This is a genomic window from Cobetia sp. AM6, assembly GCF_009617955.1.
GTDB classification, from domain to species: Bacteria; Pseudomonadota; Gammaproteobacteria; order Pseudomonadales; family Halomonadaceae; genus Cobetia; species Cobetia amphilecti.
Map to the genome: position 1 here is coordinate 3506082 of NZ_AP021868.1, position 20578 is coordinate 3526659.

General features: G+C 63.2%; 1 protein-coding gene. It reads right to left on the bottom strand.

Annotated elements, in window-relative coordinates:
- Positions 1–45 precede the first annotated feature (45 nt).
- Complete coding sequence (locus CLAM6_RS14720; RefSeq protein ID WP_153636506.1) at positions 46–20379, bottom strand: VCBS domain-containing protein; 20334 nt, start codon at positions 20377–20379, stop codon at positions 46–48.
- Between the last annotated feature and the right edge of the window lie 199 nt (positions 20380–20578).

Genomic DNA, 20578 nt, shown 5'->3' on the forward strand with positions numbered 1-20578 from the left:
ACAGCAAGGGGAGACAGCCTAAGCCATCTCCCCTATCACATCGATTCAGCCGTCGACGTTCGTCTTGAGACTGTTGCTGTCGAGCAGAGATTGAATGATCTGCGTATCCGTGTCGCCACCTGATGTCAGGTCGACATCCTGCAGATTGATCTCTTGCGTGATATTGCTGCCGTCGGATCCATCGACACTGATCTCGATATTGGTGCCACCTTCTCCGTCTGACTCGAAGTGCAGGAAGCTCGAGAGCGTATCGGCATCATCGTTGGACTCAAGCAGATCGGACAGATCGATGACATCGCCATCCGCGACACTGAAGTCGGTGATGGTATCCGTCGCCATGCCGCCTTCGCTGTTGATGTCATGACCGCTCAGCCACTGGAAGGTGTCGGCACCATCGCCGCCGGTCAGGATGTCATTGCCGGCACCTCCGACCAGAAGATCATCGCCCTCACCACCAGAGAGGATATCGTTGCCGGTGCCGCCCCGCAGCGTATCATTGCCACTGCCGCCTTCCAGACGATCACTGCCCTCGCCACCGCTCAGGGTGTCATTGCCGCCCTGGCCAACCAGATAGTCTGCATAGAACGGGCCATCACCATCGCCCGTCAGGGTGTCGTTGCCATCGGTGCCGATGACCACGGCCAGCTTGTCGACATCGATACTGACACTTGAGGCGTTGGTATCCCCGTCATTGTCGACCGTCACGTAATCGAAGCTGTCCGTGGAGCGCTCGCTGACGTTATCCGGGGGCGTGTAGCTGAAGTCACCGCTCCCCAGATTGAACAGCATGCTGCCACCCAGGTCCGTCGAGATGATCAACTCCAGGCTGTCCGCATCGTAGCTGCTGTTGTCCGACCCCGTAGCAGACACGGTGTTGGTAACCGGGTCATAACTGTAGGTCGTGCCATCCACGGTGACCGATTGCAGATAACCGCCATCCGCTCCCAACAGACTGCCATCCACGGAGCTGCCCGAGACAAGCTGACCACTGACAGGCGATTGCACGGTCGCGGCCAGACTATCATCGAGGTCCGAGAAACTGGTGACGACGGTACTGTCTAGGTTCTCAACAGCAGAGCCATCATAGGCAATAGGATCAAGATTGCTCTCATTGACAGACCCTCCCAAACCAATTGAGTAAGACTTAATTGAATTATCGATCAAAAATTGTTGCCATTCGACTTCTTCACCAGCTGAAATCCCAGCACTTCCAGAAGGACGATTAGGTATGCCATCGGAGAAGAAATAAGACACATTCTGTGCCGATTCAAGAGCACCATCTGCATTAAAATTCCACATTGCCGTATCAAGAGCAGAATCATAATTGGTAGCACCACCGGCTTCCAATGTATCCAATAACAATGAAGCTCTTTCGACCGTCACCCAGCCAGGCGCATACGATGCGTAAGATTGGAAGACAACAAGGTTGACCATCACGTCACCGAAATCATCGTAAGAATCTAGAAGCACCTTGACCGAATTAATAGCACTCTGAAGACGAGTGCTATTGTCAACTCCATCACTCGTACTCATTGAACCCGAGATATCCAGCATTATTGTGACATTGGTATCCACCAGGGTGGACGAGAAGCTCTGCGCTTCCTGCTGCTCGGGTGCATCATCCTCGATGCCGATGGTCAGCGTGCCGGTGGAGCTGGCGCCTTCGCTATCCGTTGCGAGCACACCGAAGTCCAGAGACAGGACATCTTCACCATCACCCGAGTGATCGACCGCCTGACTCAGAGTGAAGGTATAGGCGCCGCTGTCATCGATGGTCACCGTCGCGACTTCATTGCCATCAGCATCGGTTGCCACCATTGACTGGGTGCCGCTGCCGGACCAGGTCACCGCACTGCCACCGGAGGTGATGGCCGTGGCAGGAGCCGTCAATACCAGCGACACGCTGTCACTGTCGACATCCGTGACGGAAACCGTACCGGTGACGGTGGTGGCATCGGTGGTATCCGTGAAGCCATCAGCCGCATCACTGTCGGCGATACCGCCTTCGAGCCCTTCTTCGCTGACGCGGCCTTCAGTCGCAGTCACCACCGGGGCATCATTCGTCCCCTGAATGGTAATGGTGACATCCTGGGTAGCTGTCGCTCCCGCCGTATCCGTGACAGTGACGGTGTAGGTCAGGACCAGCGACTCTCCTGCAGACAGGTAGTCGAAGCTTTCCCCGGCAGCGCTGCTGTCGAAGGACCAGTTGAGCGTACCTTCAGTGCTCTCGTCATCGATGATGGCCCCGGTATCCACGCCCAGCAGCGCAAGCAGGTCATCGTTGTCCAGCGTACCGGTGTCGCCATCACTGGAGACGCCGGTGACGCTCGGCGTCACGCTGTTGCTGAGATCCACGTCATCCACCGACAGAGTCCCGCTGGCACTCAGCGGTGAATCCGTCTCCGTCAGGCTGGCGGCTGCACTGTCGCCACTGCTGACACTTATCTCCGGCGCATCGTTGCTACCTTTGATGGTGATGGTCAGCGTGGTAGTGGCGGTATCACCGTCAGCATCCGTGATCACGTAGGTATAGACGTCCGTGACCGACTCACCGGCCGCCAGGTACTGCAGGTCGTCGCGTGCTGACTGATAGCTGTAGGAGCCATCCGCCGCCAGGGTCAGCTCGCCGTGCTCACCCGTGATCACGGCCGCCGCGCCATCGCTCACCGGGGCAGTCTCCGTTCCGGCGATGACGGCAGTCACGGTTACCGCATCGGCACCCAGAGTATCGGCAGTCGCCGATGTGCCATCCACGACATTGCCGGCAACGGCAGCATTGCGATTCTCGCCAATGCTGCGCGTATCAGCGTTGGCTACCGGCGCCGTATCCAGCACCGTGACATCGAGACTGTCACTGGTGCTCTGGCCTGCCAGATCCGTCACTACGATGGTGAAACCATCGGAGACGCTGTCATCGCCATCTGTGTGATTAGCCGCAGTGCCATCTTCCTCATAGGTGTAAGACACGGTGCCGGAATCGTAGCCCGTAATGGTCAGCGTGCCTTCGCCATCTGGGTTGGGGATCACTACCGGTGTGGTGCTGGCATCCGTGATATCCACGCCAGCGATCGTCACTGCCGCGATACCTGCTGCAGCTGACACGGTAAAGGTATTGGTGAGCGTGCTTCCGGTCGCTTCGGTGACGGACTGGTCTTCCAGTGAACTGATGATCGGCAGCGCATCATCAGTCCCCTTGATGACGATATCCACTGTCGTGCTGGAACCGTCGCTGAGCTGCACGATGTACTGCTCATTGATCGTGTCGGCAGATGTCAGCCCCTGCACAGCGGCAGTGTCGTTATCCAGCGTATAGGTCCAGTTGCCGTCGGCATCGACGGCGAAGGTACCGTAGAGACTGCTGTCGTCAGTGGCCGGCGTGAACGTCGGCGCATCACTATCGACATCGGTCGCGGTCAGCGTCCCTGAAGCTTCCGTCACACCATCTTCGGCAACAGCGCCATCATCGGCACTGATGACGACAGGGTCATCAATCGCTGCGACGTCCTCGAAGCTGAGAATGGCTTCATCGAACTCGGTGCCATCCGTGATCACATAGGTGGTGGCGGGTACCGGACCGTTGTAATTCTCACCGGGCGTGAAGGTGAAGGTACCGTCAGCATTGATCAGCAGTGTGCCAACTTCGCCAAGATCCGCTGTCTTGCCCGGGTCGTACATAACCCCGTCAACAGTGAAGCTGACGACGCTCAACTCATCACCATCGGCGTCGACGTCGTTGTTCAGGACGTTGCCGCTGACCGGAGTATCTTCCTCAACCACGATCGGGCCGTCGTCATAGGCCACCGGCTTGTCATTCAAGCCCTGGACATTGATGGTGATGTCGGCGGTATCCGAGTCACCATCCGCATCCAGGATGGTGTACTCGAATACTTCCTTGACGAGGTCACCGGCACCCAGTGCCTGAGCGCGCGCATCATCAAGGTCATAACTGAAGGTGCCATCGGTATTGATGGTCAAGCTACCGTAGCTGCCATCGACGGTAACGCTACCCTCATTGTCTGCCAGTGAAATTCCATCGAGATGCGTGATGGTCACGCCATCAGCGCCCAGCTCATCCTGTCCGCCGCCGACAACACTGAAAATGACATTGGTGTTGATCACCGGCTCACCATCCGGAGACGTATCATCTTCGCGAATGGTGTAGGTATCGTCATTGGCGACAGGCGCGGTATCCAGAACCTTGACGTCAAGGCTGTCGCTGGTGCTCTGCCCAGCCAGGTCAGTGACGACTACGGCGTAGTTGTCGAACACGCTATCGTCGCCAGCCGAGTGATCCGCAGCCGTGCCATCCTCCACATAGGTGTAGGACACGGTGCCGGCATCGTAGCCCGTGATGGTCAGCGTGCCTTCGTCATCAGTCGCGCCCGGAATCACGATGGGGTTGTCCACTGACGCCGAAGTGATATCCGTGCCATTGATGGTGACGCTGGCGATGCCGGCATCCGCATCCACCTCGAAGGTGTCAGTGACCATCTCCCCCGTGGCCTCGGTCACTTCCTTGTCAGCCAGCGTGATGACCGGCACTGCGTCGGCCGAGCCCGTGATATTGATGGTCAGCGTGGTGCTGGAATAGTCGCCATCGCTGTCTTCCAGCACATAGGTGAAGACGTCTTCCGCCGGTTCGCCCTCTGCCAGAGACTGCGTCTTGGTGGTATCCAGAACGTAGGTATAGCTGCCGTCGCTGTTGAGCGTCAGCGTGCCGTAGTCACCCATGACCGTGGCACTGCCGCCGTCGGCAATTCCGGTATCGTTCAGTTTGCAGACCATGAACGGCGCATCTGCACCCAGGATGTCCTCATTGTCATTGGCACCGTCGATCACGTTGCCCGTGAGCTCGTCCGTCGCATCTTCATCAATATCGCGCTCATCCGGCTTGGCCGTCGGCGCGGTATCCAGAATCTTGACGTCAAGACTGTCGCTGGTGCTCTGCCCAGCCAGGTCAGTGACGACCACGGCGTAGTTGTCGAACACGCTATCGTCGCCAGCCGAGTGATCCGCAGCCGTGCCATCCTCCACATAGATGTAGGACACGGTGCCGGCATCATAGCCCGTGATGGTCAGCGTGCCTTCGTCATCAGTCGCGCCCGGAATCACGATGGGGTTATCCACCGACGCCGAAGTGATATCCGTGCCATTGATGGTGACGCTGGCGATGCCGGCATCCGCTTCTACCTCGAAGGTGTCAGTGACCGTCTCACCCGTGGCCTCGGTCACTTCCTTGTCAGCCAGCGTGATGACCGGCGCGGCATCGGTCGAGCCCGTGACGGTGATGGTCAGCGTGGTGCGGGAGACATCGCCATCGGCATCGGTGATGCCGTAGGTGAAGACGTCGATCAGCGGGTCGCTGTCATCGTCCAGCGACTGGACCTCGGCATTGCCGTTGTCCAGCACGTAGCTGTAGCTGCCGTCACTGTTGAGGGTCAGCGTGCCGTAGCTGCCGGTGATCTCGGTGCCGGCCGTGTCGTTGACGTTGTCCGCAAGCGCGTCATCGTCTTCCAGGCGGCCTTTCACGACACCGGTGACCGTGGTCGGCGTGTCGCTGCCCAGGGCATCGGCGGCCGCATCGGCATCCGTGCTGTCACCGGACCCGCTGATGACATTGCCGGTCAGGGCGTCAGAGGTGTCCTCGGCGATGGTGCCGGTGTCCTCATTGGCCGTCGGGACGGTGTCGACGATCGCGATGTCGAGACTGTCCGTGGTGCTGGCATCCGTGATGTCGGTGACCACGACCGCGAAGCTGTCGGTGATGTCGCCGCCCGAGTGATCCTCGGTCTCGCCATCCTCGACGTAGCGGTAGGTAACCTCACCGGTGCCGGCGTCATAGCCGGTCACGCTCAGGGTGCCTTCGCTCCCCTCGATGACCACCGGGTCGGCCTCGGTCGCATTGGTGATGTCGACCGGTGTATCCGCATCGACGCCAGCAATGGTGACCGTGGCAATCCCGGCAGTGGCGGCGACCGTGAAGCTGCCGGTGACGGTGTCGCCGGTGGCTTCGGTGACGCTGTTGTCGTCCGTGCCGCTGATGCCGGTGATGACCGGCGCGGCATCGGTCGAGCCCGTGACGGTGATGGTCAGCGTGGTGCGGGAGACATCGCCATCGGCATCGGTGATGCCGTAGGTGAAGACGTCGCTCAGCGGGTCGCTGTCATCGTTCAGTGACTGGACCTCGGCATTGCCGTTGTCCAGCACGTAGCTGTAGCTGCCGTCACTGTTGAGGGTCAGCGTGCCGTAGTCGCCGGTGATCTCGGTGCCGGCCGTGTCGTTGACGTTGTCCGCAAGCGCGTCATCGTCTTCCAGGCGGCCTTTCACGACACCGGTGACCGTGGTCGGCGTGTCGCTGCCCAGGGCATCGGCGGCCGCATCGGCATCCGTGCTGTCACCGGCCCCGCTGATGACATTGCCGGTCAGGGCGTCAGTGGTGTCCTCGGCGATGGTGCCGGTGTCGGCATTGGCCGTCGGGACGGTGTCGACGATCGCGATGTCGAGACTGTCCGTGGTGCTGGCATCCGTGATGTCGGTGACCACGACCGCGAAGCTGTCGGTGATGTCGCCGCCCGAGTGATCCTCGGTCTCGCCATCCTCGACGTAGCGGTAGGTCACGGTGCCCGTATCGGCGTCATAGCCGGTCACGCTCAGGGTGCCTTCGCTCCCCTCGATGACCACCGGGTCGGCCTCGGTCGCATTGGTGATGTCGACCGGTGTATCCGCATCGACGCCAGCAATGGTGACCGTGGCAATCCCGGCAGTGGCGGCGACCGTGAAGCTGCCGGTGACGGTGTCGCCGGTGGCTTCGGTGACGCTGTTGTCGTCCGTGCCGCTGATGCCGGTGATGACCGGCGCGGCATCGGTCGAGCCCGTGACGGTGATGGTCAGCGTGGTGCGCGAGGCATCGCCATCGGCATCGGTGATGCCGTAGGTGAAGACGTCGATCAGCGGGTCGCTGGTGTCGTCCAGTGACTGGACCTCGGCATTGCTGTTGTCCAGCGCGTAGCTGTAGCTGCCGTCACTGTTGAGGGTCAGCGTGCCGTAGCTGCCGGCGATCTCGGTACCGGTCGTGTCGCTGACGTTTGCCGCAAGCGCGTCATCGTCTTCCAGGCGGCCTTTCACGACACCGGTGACCGTGGTCGGCGTGTCGCTGCCCAGGGCATCGGCGGCCGCATCGGCATCCGTGCTGTCACCGGCCCCGCTGATGACATTGCCGGTCAGGGCGTCAGTGGTGTCCTCGGCGATGGTGCCGGTGTCGGCATTGGCCGTCGGGACGGTGTCGACGATCGCGATGTCCAGGCTCTCGGTGGAACTGGCATTCGTGATGTCGGTGACCACGACCGCGAAGCTGTCGGTGATGTCGCCGTCCGAGTGATCCTCGGTCTCGCCATCCTCGACGTAGCGGTACGTCACGGTGCCGGTGTCGGCGTCATAGCCGGTCACGCTCAGGGTGCCTTCGCTCCCCTCGATGACGACCGGGGTCGTCTCGCTCGCCCCGGTGATGTCGACCGGCGTATCCGCATCGGCGCCGGCAAGGGTGACCGTGGCAATCCCGGCAGTGGCCGCGACCGTGAAGCTGCCGGTGACGGTGTCGCCGGTGGCTTCGGTGACGCTGTTGTCGGCCGTGCCGCTGATGCCGGTGATGGTCGGCGCGTCATCGGTGGAACCCGTGACGGTGATGGTCAGCGTGGTGCTGGAGGCGTCGCCATCGGCATCGGTGATCGTGTAGCTGAATTCGTCTTCCAGTGACGCGCCGTCATCCAGCGACTGGACGTCAGCATTGCTGTTGTCCAGCACATAGCTGTAGCTGCCGTCACTGTTGAGCGTCAGCGTGCCGTACGTGCCTTCGACCACCGCCGGGGCATCGGCCGTGACGGCGCTGCCGTCGACGGCAGTGACCAGGGTCGGCGTGTCGCTGCCCAGAGTATCGGCGGCCGCATCGGCATCCGTGCTGTCACCGGACCCGCTGATGACATTGCCGGTCAGGGCGTCAGAGGTGTCCTCGGCGATGGTGCCGGTGTCCTCATTGGCCGTCGGGACGGTGTCGACGATCGCGATGTCCAGGCTCTCGGTGGAACTGGCATTCGTGATGTCGGTGACCACGACCGCGAAGCTGTCGGTGATGTCGCCGTCCGAGTGATCCTCGGTCTCGCCATCCTCGACGTAGCGGTACGTCACGGTGCCGGTGTCGGCGTCATAGCCGGTCACGCTCAGGGTGCCTTCGCTCCCCTCGATGACGACCGGGTCGGCCTCGCTCGCCCCGGTGATGTCGACCGGCGTATCCGCATCGGCGCCGGCAAGGGTGACCGTGGCAATCCCGGCAGTGGCCGCGACCGTGAAGCTGCCGGTGACGGTGTCACCGGTGGCTTCGGTGACGCTGTTGTCGTCCGTGCCGCTGATGCCGGTGATGGTCGGCGCGTCATCGGTGGAACCCGTGACGGTGATGGTCAGCGTGGTGCTGGAGGCGTCGCCATCGGCATCGGTGATCGTGTAGCTGAATTCGTCTTCCAGTGACGCGCCGTCATCCAGCGACTGGACGTCAGCATTGCTGTTGTCCAGCACATAGCTGTAGCTGCCGTCACTGTTGAGCGTCAGCGTGCCGTACGTGCCTTCGACCACCGCCGGGGCATCGGCCGTGACGGCGCTGCCGTCGACGGCAGTGACCAGGGTCGGCGTGTCGCTGCCCAGAGTATCGGCGGCCGCATCGGCATCCGTGCTGTCACCGGACCCGCTGATGACATTGCCGGTCAGGGCGTCAGGGGTGTCCTCGGCGATGGTGCCGGTGTCCTCATTGGCCGTCGGGACGGTGTCGACGATCGCGATGTCCAGGCTCTCGGTGGAACTGGCATTCGTGATGTCGGTGACCACGACCGCGAAGCTGTCGGTGATGTCGCCGTCCGAGTGATCCTCGGTCTCGCCATCCTCGACGTAGCGGTACGTCACGGTGCCGGTGTCGGCGTCATAGCCGGTCACGCTCAGGGTGCCTTCGCTCCCCTCGATGACGACCGGGTCGGCCTCGCTCGCCCCGGTGATGTCGACCGGCGTATCCGCATCGGCGCCGGCAAGGGTGACCGTGGCAATCCCGGCAGTGGCCGCGACCGTGAAGCTGCCGGTGACGGTGTCGCCGGTGGCTTCGGTGACGCTGTTGTCGGCCGTGCCGCTGATGCCGGTGATGGTCGGCGCGTCATCGGTGGAACCCGTGACGGTGATGGTCAGCGTGGTGCTGGAGGCGTCGCCATCGGCATCGGTGATCGTGTAGCTGAATTCGTCTTCCAGTGATGCGCCGTCATCCAGCGACTGGACGTCAGCATTGCTGTTGTCCAGCACATAGCTGTAGCTGCCGTCACTGTTGAGCGTCAGCGTGCCGTACGTGCCTTTGACCACCGCCGGGGCATCGGCCGTGACGGCGCTGCCGTCGACGGCAGTGACCAGGGTCGGCGTGTCGCTGCCCAGAGTATCGGCGGCCGCATCGGCATCCGTGCTGTCACCGGACCCGCTGATGACATTGCCGGTCAGGGCGTCAGAGGTGTCCTCGGCGATGGTGCCGGTGTCCTCATTGGCCGTCGGGACGGTGTCGACGATCGCGATGTCCAGGCTCTCGGTGGAACTGGCATTCGTGATGTCGGTGACCACGACCGCGAAGCTGTCGGTGATGTCGCCGTCCGAGTGATCCTCGGTCTCGCCATCCTCGACGTAGCGGTACGTCACGGTGCCGGTGTCGGCGTCATAGCCGGTCACGCTCAGGGTGCCTTCGCTCCCCTCGATGACGACCGGGTCGGCCTCGCTCGCCCCGGTGATGTCGACCGGCGTATCCGCATCGGCGCCGGCAAGGGTGACCGTGGCAATCCCGGCAGTGGCCGCGACCGTGAAGCTGCCGGTGACGGTGTCACCGGTGGCTTCGGTGACGCTGTTGTCGTCCGTGCCGCTGATGCCGGTGATGGTCGGCGCGTCATCGGTGGAACCCGTGACGGTGATGGTCAGCGTGGTGCTGGAGGCGTCGCCATCGGCATCGGTGATCGTGTAGCTGAATTCGTCTTCCAGTGACGCGCCGTCATCCAGCGACTGGACGTCAGCATTGCTGTTGTCCAGCACATAGCTGTAGCTGCCGTCACTGTTGAGCGTCAGCGTGCCGTACGTGCCTTCGACCACCGCCGGGGCATCGGCCGTGACGGCGCTGCCGTCGACGGCAGTGACCAGGGTCGGCGTGTCGCTGCCCAGAGTATCGGCGGCCGCATCGGCATCCGTGCTGTCACCGGACCCGCTGATGACATTGCCGGTCAGGGCGTCAGAGGTGTCCTCGGCGATGGTGCCGGTGTCCTCATTGGCCGTCGGGACGGTGTCGACGATCGCGATGTCCAGGCTCTCGGTGGAACTGGCATTCGTGATGTCGGTGACCACGACCGCGAAGCTGTCGGTGATGTCGCCGTCCGAGTGATCCTCGGTCTCGCCATCCTCGACGTAGCGGTACGTCACGGTGCCGGTGTCGGCGTCATAGCCGGTCACGCTCAGGGTGCCTTCGCTCCCCTCGATGACGACCGGGTCGGCCTCGCTCGCCCCGGTGATGTCGACCGGCGTATCCGCATCGGCGCCGGCAAGGGTGACCGTGGCAATCCCGGCAGTGGCCGCGACCGTGAAGCTGCCGGTGACGGTGTCACCGGTGGCTTCGGTGACGCTGTTGTCGTCCGTGCCGCTGATGCCGGTGATGGTCGGCGCGTCATCGGTGGAACCCGTGACGGTGATGGTCAGCGTGGTGCTGGAGGCGTCGCCATCGGCATCGGTGATCGTGTAGCTGAATTCGTCTTCCAGTGACGCGCCGTCATCCAGCGACTGGACGTCAGCATTGCTGTTGTCCAGCACATAGCTGTAGCTGCCGTCACTGTTGAGCGTCAGCGTGCCGTACGTGCCTTCGACCACCGCCGGGGCATCGGCCGTGACGGTGCTGCCGTCGACGGCAGTGACCAGGGTCGGCGTGTCGCTGCCCAGAGTATCGGCGGCCGCATCGGCATCCGTGCTGTCACCGGACCCGCTGATGACATTGCCGGTCAGGGCGTCAGAGGTGTCCTCGGCGATGGTGCCGGTGTCCTCATTGGCCGTCGGGACGGTGTCGACGATCGCGATGTCCAGGCTCTCGGTGGAACTGGCATTCGTGATGTCGGTGACCACGACCGCGAAGCTGTCGGTGATGTCGCCGTCCGAGTGATCCTCGGTCTCGCCATCCTCGACGTAGCGGTACGTCACGGTGCCGGTGTCGGCGTCATAGCCGGTCACGCTCAGGGTGCCTTCGCTCCCCTCGATGACGACCGGGTCGGCCTCGCTCGCCCCGGTGATGTCGACCGGCGTATCCGCATCGGCGCCGGCAAGGGTGACCGTGGCAATCCCGGCAGTGGCCGCGACCGTGAAGCTGCCGGTGACGGTGTCACCGGTGGCTTCGGTGACGCTGTTGTCGTCCGTGCCGCTGATGCCGGTGATGGTCGGCGCGTCATCGGTGGAACCCGTGACGGTGATGGTCAGCGTGGTGCTGGAGGCGTCGCCATCGGCATCGGTGATCGTGTAGCTGAATTCGTCTTCCAGTGACGCGCCGTCATCCAGCGACTGGACGTCAGCATTGCTGTTGTCCAGCACATAGCTGTAGCTGCCGTCACTGTTGAGCGTCAGCGTGCCGTACGTGCCTTCGACCACCGCCGGGGCATCGGCCGTGACGGTGCTGCCGTCGACGGCAGTGACCAGGGTCGGCGTGTCGCTGCCCAGAGTATCGGCGGCCGCATCGGCATCCGTGCTGTCACCGGACCCGCTGATGACATTGCCGGTCAGGGCGTCAGAGGTGTCCTCGGCGATGGTGCCGGTGTCCTCATTGGCCGTCGGGACGGTGTCGACGATCGCGATGTCCAGGCTCTCGGTGGAACTGGCATTCGTGATGTCGGTGACCACGACCGCGAAGCTGTCGGTGATGTCGCCGTCCGAGTGATCCTCGGTCTCGCCATCCTCGACGTAGCGGTACGTCACGGTGCCGGTGTCGGCGTCATAGCCGGTCACGCTCAGGGTGCCTTCGCTCCCCTCGATGACGACCGGGTCGGCCTCGCTCGCCCCGGTGATGTCGACCGGCGTATCCGCATCGGCGCCGGCAAGGGTGACCGTGGCAATCCCGGCAGTGGCCGCGACCGTGAAGCTGCCGGTGACGGTGTCGCCGGTGGCTTCGGTGACGCTGTTGTCGGCCGTGCCGCTGATGCCGGTGATGGTCGGCGCGTCATCGGTGGAACCCGTGACGGTGATGGTCAGCGTGGTGCTGGAGGCGTCGCCATCGGCATCGGTGATCGTGTAGCTGAATTCGTCTTCCAGTGACGCGCCGTCATCCAGCGACTGGACGTCAGCATTGCTGTTGTCCAGCACATAGCTGTAGCTGCCGTCACTGTTGAGCGTCAGCGTGCCGTACGTGCCTTCGACCACCGCCGGGGCATCGGCCGTGACGGTGCTGCCGTCGACGGCAGTGACCAGGGTCGGCGTGTCGCTGCCCAGAGTATCGGCGGCCGCATCGGCATCCGTGCTGTCACCGGACCCGCTGATGACATTGCCGGTCAGGGCGTCAGAGGTGTCCTCGGCGATGGTGCCGGTGTCCTCATTGGCCGTCGGGACGGTGTCGACGATCGCGATGTCCAGGCTCTCGGTGGAACTGGCATTCGTGATGTCGGTGACCACGACCGCGAAGCTGTCGGTGATGTCGCCGTCCGAGTGATCCTCGGTCTCGCCATCCTCGACGTAGCGGTACGTCACGGTGCCGGTGTCGGCGTCATAGCCGGTCACGCTCAGGGTGCCTTCGCTCCCCTCGATGACCACCGGGTCGGCCTCGCTCGCCCCGGTGATGTCGACCGGCGTATCCGCATCGGCGCCGGCAAGGGTGACCGTGGCAATCCCGGCAGTGGCCGCGACCGTGAAGCTGCCGGTGACGGTGTCGCCGGTGGCTTCGGTGACGCTGTTGTCGTCCGTGCCGCTGATGCCGGTGATGGTCGGCGCGTCATCGGTGGAACCCGTGACGGTGATGGTCAGCGTGGTGCGGGAGACATCGCCATCGGCATCGGTGATGCCGTAGGTGAAGACGTCGCTCAGCGGGTCGCTGTCATCGTTCAGTGACTGGACCTCGGCATTGCCGTTGTCCAGCACGTAGCTGTAGCTGCCGTCACTGTTGAGGGTCAGCGTGCCGTAGCTGCCGGCGATCTCGGTACCGGTCGTGTCGTTGACGTTTGCCGCAAGCGCGTCATCGTCTTCCAGAGTGCCTTTCACGACACCGGTGACCGTGGTCGGCGTGTCGCTGCCCAGGGCATCGGCGGCCGCATCGGCATCCGTGCTGTCACCGGACCCGCTGATGACATTGCCGGTCAGGGCGTCAGAGGTGTCCTCGGCGATACTGCGCGCATCGTCATTGGCCGTCGGCGCGGTGTCGACGATCGCGATGTCCAGGCTGCCGCTGGTGCTCTGCCCGGTGATGTCGGTCACCACGACGGTGAAGCTGTCAGTGATGTCACCGCCGGTGTGATCTTCGCTCTCGCCATCTTCGACGTAGCTATAGGTGACCTCACCGCTGTCGGCGTCGTAGCCGGTCACGGTCAGGGTGCCTTCGTTGGTGGTGAGCTCGACCGGATCGGCCTCGGACGCGCCGGTGATGTCAGTGCCATTCACGGTGACGGTATCGATGCCGGCAGTGGCGGCGACCGTGAAGCTGCCGGTGACGGAGTCGCCGGTGGCTTCGGTGAGGCTGTGGTCCGCCTCATCACCGCTGATATCGGTGATGGTCGGGACGCCGTCGGTGGACCCCTCGACGGTGATGGTCAGCGTGGCAGTATCACTGTCGCCATCGGCGTCGATGATCACGTAGGTGAACGTGTCTTCTTCCGTGTCGCCATCATTCAGCGACTGGACCGCCGGACTGGTGGTGTCGAGCACATAGCTGTAGCTGCCGTCACTGTTGAGTGTCAGCGTGCCGTACGTGCCTTCGACCACGGCAGCGTCATCGGCCGTGACGACACTGCCGTCAACACCGGTGACCGTCGTGGCATCCGCGCCCAGGGTATCGGCGGTGTCGTTGTCGCCACTGATGACGTTGCCGTCGAGAGCGGTGGCGTCCTCGTCGATACTGCGCGCATCGTCATTGGCCGTCGGCGCGGTGTCGACGATCGCGATGTCCAGGCTGTCACTGGTGCTCTGCCCGGTGATGTCGGTCACCACGACGGTGAAGCTGTCAGTGATGTCACCGCCGGTGTGATCTTCGCTCTCGCCATCTTCGACGTAGCTATAGGTGACCTCACCGCTGTCGGCGTCGTAGCCGGTCACGGTCAGGGTGCCTTCGTTGGTGGTGAGCTCGACCGGATCGGCCTCGGACGCGCCGGTGATGTCAGTGCCATTCACGGTGACGGTATCGATGCCGGCAGTGGCGGCGACCGTGAAGCTGCCGGTGACGGAGTCGCCGGTGGCTTCGGTGAGGCTGTGGTCCGCCTCATCACCGCTGATATCGGTGATGGTCGGGACGCCGTCGGTGGACCCCTCGACGGTGATGGTCAGCGTGGCAGTATCACTGTCGCCATCGGCGTCGATGATCACGTAGGTGAACGTGTCTTCTTCCGTGTCGCCATCATTCAGCGACTGGACCGCCGGACTGGTGGTGTCGAGCACATAGCTGTAGCTGCCGTCACTGTTGAGTGTCAGCGTGCCGTACGTGCCTTCGACCACGGCAGCGTCATCGGCCGTGACGACACTGCCGTCAACACCGGTGACCGTCGTGGCATCCGCGCCCAGGGTATCGGCGGTGTCGTTGTCGCCACTGATGACGTTGCCGTCGAGAGCGGTGGCGTCCTCGTCGATACTGCGCGCATCGTCATTGGCCGTCGGCGCGGTGTCGACGATCGCGATGTCCAGGCTGTCACTGGTGCTCTGCCCGGTGATGTCGGTCACCACGACGGTGAAGCTGTCAGTGATGTCACCGCCGGTGTGATCTTCGCTCTCGCCATCTTCGACGTAGCTATAGGTGACCTCACCGCTGTCGGCGTCGTAGCCGGTCACGGTCAGGGTGCCTTCGTTGGTGGTGAGCTCGACCGGATCGGCCTCGGACGCGCCGGTGATGTCAGTGCCATTCACGGTGACGGTATCGATGCCGGCAGTGGCGGCGACCGTGAAGCTGCCGGTGACGGAGTCGCCGGTGGCTTCGGTGAGGCTGTGGTCCGCCTCATCACCGCTGATATCGGTGATGGTCGGGACGCCGTCGGTGGACCCCTCGACGGTGATGGTCAGCGTGGCAGTATCACTGTCGCCATCGGCGTCGGTGATCACGTAGGTGAACGTGTCTTCTTCCGTGTCGCCATCATTCAGCGACTGGACCGCCGGGCTGGTGGTGTCGAGCACATAGCTGTAGCTGCCGTCACTGTTGAGTGTCAGCGTGCCGTACGTGCCTTCGACCACGGCAGCGTCATCGGCCGTGACGGCACTGCCGTCAACACCGGTGACCGTCGTGGCATCCGCGCCCAGGGTATCGGCGGTGTCGTTGTCGCCACTGATGACGTTGCCGTCGAGAGCGGTGGCGTCCTCGTCGATACTGCGCGCATCGTCATTGGCCGTCGGCGCGGTGTCGACGATCGCGATGTCCAGGCTGTCGCTGGTGCTCTGCCCGGTGATGTCGGTCACCACGACGGTGAAGCTGTCAGTGATGTCACCGCCGGTGTGATCTTCGCTCTCGCCATCTTCGACGTAGCTATAGGTGACCTCACCGCTGTCGGCGTCGTAGCCGGTCACGGTCAGGGTGCCTTCATCGGTGGTGAGCTCGACCGGATCGGCCTCGGACGCGCCGGTGATGTCAGTGCCATTCACGGTGACGGTATCGATGCCGGCAGTGGCGGCGACCGTGAAGCTGCCGGTGACGGAGTCGCCGGTGGCTTCGGTGAGGCTGTGGTCCGCCTCATCACCGCTGATATCGGTGATGGTCGGGACGCCGTCGGTGGACCCCTCGACGGTGATGGTCAGCGTGGCAGTATCACTGTCGCCATCGGCGTCGGTGATCACGTAGGTGAACGTGTCTTCTTCCGTGTCGCCATCATTCAGCGACTGGACCGCCGGGCTGGTGGTGTCGAGCACATAGCTGTAGCTGCCGTCACTGTTGAGTGTCAGCGTGCCGTACGTGCCTTCGACCACGGCAGCGTCATCGGCCGTGACGGCACTGCCGTCAACACCGGTGACCGTCGTGGCATCCGCGCCCAGGGTATCGGCGGTGTCGTTGTCGCCACTGATGACGTTGCCGTCGAGAGCGGTGGCGTCCTCGTCGATACTGCGCGCATCGTCATTGGCCGTCGGCGCGGTGTCGACGATCGCGATGTCCAGGCTGTCGCTGGTGCTCTGCCCGGTGATGTCGGTCACCACGACGGTGAAGCTGTCAGTGATGTCACCGCCGGTGTGATCTTCGCTCTCGCCATCTTCGACGTAGCTATAGGTGACCTCACCGCTGTCGGCGTCGTAGCCGGTCACGGTCAGGGTGCCTTCATCGGTGGTGAGCTCGACCGGATCGGCCTCGGACGCGCCGGTGATGTCAGTGCCATTCACGGTGACGGTATCGATGCCGGCAGTGGCGGCGACCGTGAAGCTGCCGGTGACGGAGTCGCCGATGGCTTCGGTGAGGCTGTGGTCCGCCTCATCACCGCTGATATCGGTGATGGTCGGGACGCCGTCGGTGGACCCCTCGACGGTGATGGTCAGCGTGGCAGTATCACTGTCGCCATCGGCGTCGGTGATCACGTAGGTGAACGTGTCTTCTTCCGTGTCGCCATCATTCAGCGACTGGACCGCCGGACTGGTGGTGTCGAGCACATAGCTGTAGCTGCCGTCACTGTTGAGTGTCAGCGTGCCGTACGTGCCTTCGACCACGGCAGCGTCATCGGCCGTGACGGCACTGCCGTCAACACCGGTGACCGTCGTGGCATCCGCGCCCAGGGTATCGGCGGTGTCGTTGTCGCCACTGATGACGTTGCCGTCGAGAGCGGTGGCGTCCTCGTCGATACTGCGCGCATCGTCATTGGCCGTCGGCGCGGTGTCGACGATCGCGATGTCCAGGCTGTCGCTGGTGCTCTGCCCGGTGATGTCGGTCACCACGACGGTGAAGCTGTCGGTGATATCGCCGCCGGTGTGATCTTCGCTCTCGCCATCTTCGACGTAGCTATAGGTGACCTCACCGCTGTCGGCGTCGTAGCCGGTCACGGTCAGGGTGCCTTCACTGGTGGTGAGCTCGACCGGATCGGCCTCGGACGCGCCGGTGATATCAGTGCCATTCACGGTGACGCTGGCGATGCCGGCATCCGCTTCCACTTGGAAGGTGTCAGTGACGGTGCCGCCGGTCGCCTCAGTGACCGACTGGTCATCCAGCGAGGTGATGGTCGGCGCCGAGTCATCCACGCCAGTGATGACGATGTCGACCGTGGTGGTCGAACCATCGCTGAGCTCGACCACGAACGACTGGCTGACAGTGTCACCTTCATTCAACCCCTGAACGACAGCGGCATCGTTATCGAGGGTGTATGACCACTCCCCTGCCTCGTTGACGCTGAAAGTGCCGTAATCATCGCTTTGGGTGCCAGCGACAACATCAGTACTTTCGACATCGACAAGCGCTCCGGAAGCTTCGGTAACGCCATCCTCCGTTACCTCTCCAGAATCGCCGCCAATCAGGGCGCCCACGTCATTGCTGGTCGCGGTGTTGCCGGCCGGATCGGTGACCGAGGCTTCGACGCTGTATTCGCCTTCGCTCAGTGGCGTCTCGGCGTCGACGCTGTAGGTGCCGTTCTCCACAGTCGCGGTGACGGTCTGCTCGTTGCCGTCGCTGTCGGTGATGACCAGGGTGACGGTGCTGCCATCGTCGGCATCGGTGGTACCGACGATGGTCGGCGTGGTGTCGGAGGTCAGTGCCGGGGCATCGACGGTCAACGCCGGCGCACTTGCGTCGATCTCGCCCACGTCATTGCTGGTCGCGGTGTTGCCGGCCGGATCGGTGACCGAGGCTTCGACGCTGTACTCGCCTTCGCTCAGCGGCGTCTCGGCATCGACACTGTAGGTGCCGTTCTCGACAGTCGCAGTAACGGTCTGTTCGTTGCCGTCGCTGTCAGTGATGACCAGGGTGACGGTGCTGCCGTCTTCGGCATCAGTGGTACCGACGATGGTCGGCGTGGTGTCGGAGGTCAGTGCGGGAGCGTCGACGGTCAACGCCGGCGCGCTTGCGTCGATCTCGCCTACATCATTGCTGGTCGCGGTGTTGCCGGCCGGATCGGTGACCGAGGCTTCGACGCTGTACTCGCCTTCGCTCAGCGGCGTCTCGGCATCGACACTGTAGGTGCCGTTCTCGACAGTCGCAGTAACGGTCTGTTCGTTGCCGTCGCTGTCAGTGATGACCAGGGTGACGGTGCTGCCGTCTTCGGCATCAGTGGTACCGACGATGGTCGGCGTGGTGTCGGAGGTCAGTGCGGGAGCGTCGACGGTCAACGCCGGCGCGCTTGCGTCGATCTCGCCTACATCATTGCTGGTCGCGGTGTTGCCGGCCGGATCGGTGACAGAGGCTTCGACGCTGTACTCGCCTTCGCTCAGCGGCGTCTCGGCATCGACACTGTAGGTGCCGTTCTCGACAGTCGCAGTAACGGTCTGTTCGTTGCCGTCGCTGTCAGTGATGACCAGGGTGACGGTGCTGCCGTCTTCGGCATCAGTGGTACCGACGATGGTCGGCGTGGTGTCGGAGGTCAGTGCCGGAGCATCGACAGTCAACGCCGGCGCGCTTGCGTCGATCTCGCCTACATCATTGCTGGTCGCGGTGTTGCCGGCCGGATCGGTGACCGAGGCTTCGACGCTGTATTCGCCTTCGCTCAGTGGCGTCTCGGCGTCGACGCTGTAGGTGCCGTTCTCCACAGTCGCGGTGACGGTCTGCTCGTTGCCGTCGCTGTCGGTGATGACCAGGGTGACGGTGCTGCCGTCTTCGGCATCAGTAGTACCGACGATGGTCGGCGTGGTGTCGGAGGTCAGTGCGGGAGCGTCGACGGCCAACGCCGGCGCGCTTGCGTCGATCTCGCCTACATCATTGCTGGTCGCGGTGTTGCCGGCCGGATCGGTGACCGAGGCCTCGACGCTGTACTCGCCTTCACTCAGCGGCGTCTCGGCGTCGACGCTGTAGGTGCCGTTCTCGACGGTGGCAGTAACGGTCTGTTCGTTGCCGTCGCTGTCAGTGATGACCAGCGTGACGGTGCTGCCATCGTCGGCATCGGTAGTGCCGACGATGGTCGGCGTGGTGTCGGAGGTCAGTGCCGGGGCATCAACGGTGAGCGCCGGCGCGCTTGCGTCGATCTCGCCTACATCATTGCTGGTCGCGGTGTTGCCAGCCGGGTCGGTGACCGAGGCCTCGACGCTGTACTCGCCTTCGCTCAGCGGCGTCTCGGCATCGACGCTGTAGGTACCGTTCTCGACGGTCGCGGTGACGATCTGTTCGTTGCCGTCGCTGTCAGTAATGACCAGCGTGACGGTGCTGCCATCTTCGGCGTCGGTGGTGCCGACGATGGTCGGCGTGGTGTCGGAGGTCAGCGCCGGTGCATCGACGGTCAGCGCCGGCGCACTTGCGTCGATCTCGCCCACGTCATTGCTGGCCGCGGTGTTGCCGGCCGGGTCGGTGACCGAGGCCTCGACGCTGTACTCGCCTTCGCTCAGCGGCGTCTCGGCGTCAACCGTGTAGGTGCCGTTCTCGACAGTCGCGGTGACGGTCTGCTCGTTGCCGTCGCTGTCGGTGATGACCAGGGTGACGGTGCTGCCGTCTTCGGCATCGGTGGTGCCGACGATGGTCGGCGTGGTGTCGGAGGTCAGTGCGGGAGCATCGACCGACAAGGACAGCACGACCTCTGTGGGCAGTGTCGGATCAAGATCCAGCCCCAGGCCATCTTCGTCCTCATCATTGAATTCCGGGTCGGTAAAGCCGCCCTCATATTCATAGGAGGTCCGTTCGACACGCCCTTCACGCCCCACCCCAGAGGCATCCAGGAAACCACTACGACTGCTGCCCGGCGCACCGCCACTCTCACCGGCTGCGGGAGCTTCCTGAATCGCGGTCGGGTCTTCGCCACGAGCGATCGCTTCGCGCAACGCTTCCACTGCCGGGTCAACAGGCGCTTCCCCACGCGACTCGGCCAGCAACACCTCAACGCCGATCGGCGCCCCCTGCGGCACCACAAGCTGGGTGCCGTCTTCCAGCACCACGATCGCGCCCTGCGGTGCGACCAGAGTGGCTGTCGGTTCAAGCGTCATTCCATTGACGACACGCTGCGCCTCGCTGGAGGAGGAAACAACAAGTACTGTGCCTTCTGTGCGGATGACCTGGACCATGGGGACATACTCCTGCTGGGGAAAGGTGCTGCATCATGCTGCGAAGGGGGCAATGGCATGATCGACAAGAACGGATAGTTACATTTTGATACACAACATCACTTACTGCAACCTAGCAATTTTCAGTAGTGTCGTCGCGCCATGAGGATGAAATGTCTAATTTCTAAAAACCTCTATTAATCAATAACTCGCATTCACA

Bases quoted from the DNA above. Each gene is read 5' to 3' on its own strand.
- CLAM6_RS14720 (WP_153636506.1), bottom strand. From the start codon at position 20,379: ATGGTCCAGGTCATCCGCACAGAAGGCACAGTACTTGTTGTTTCCTCC.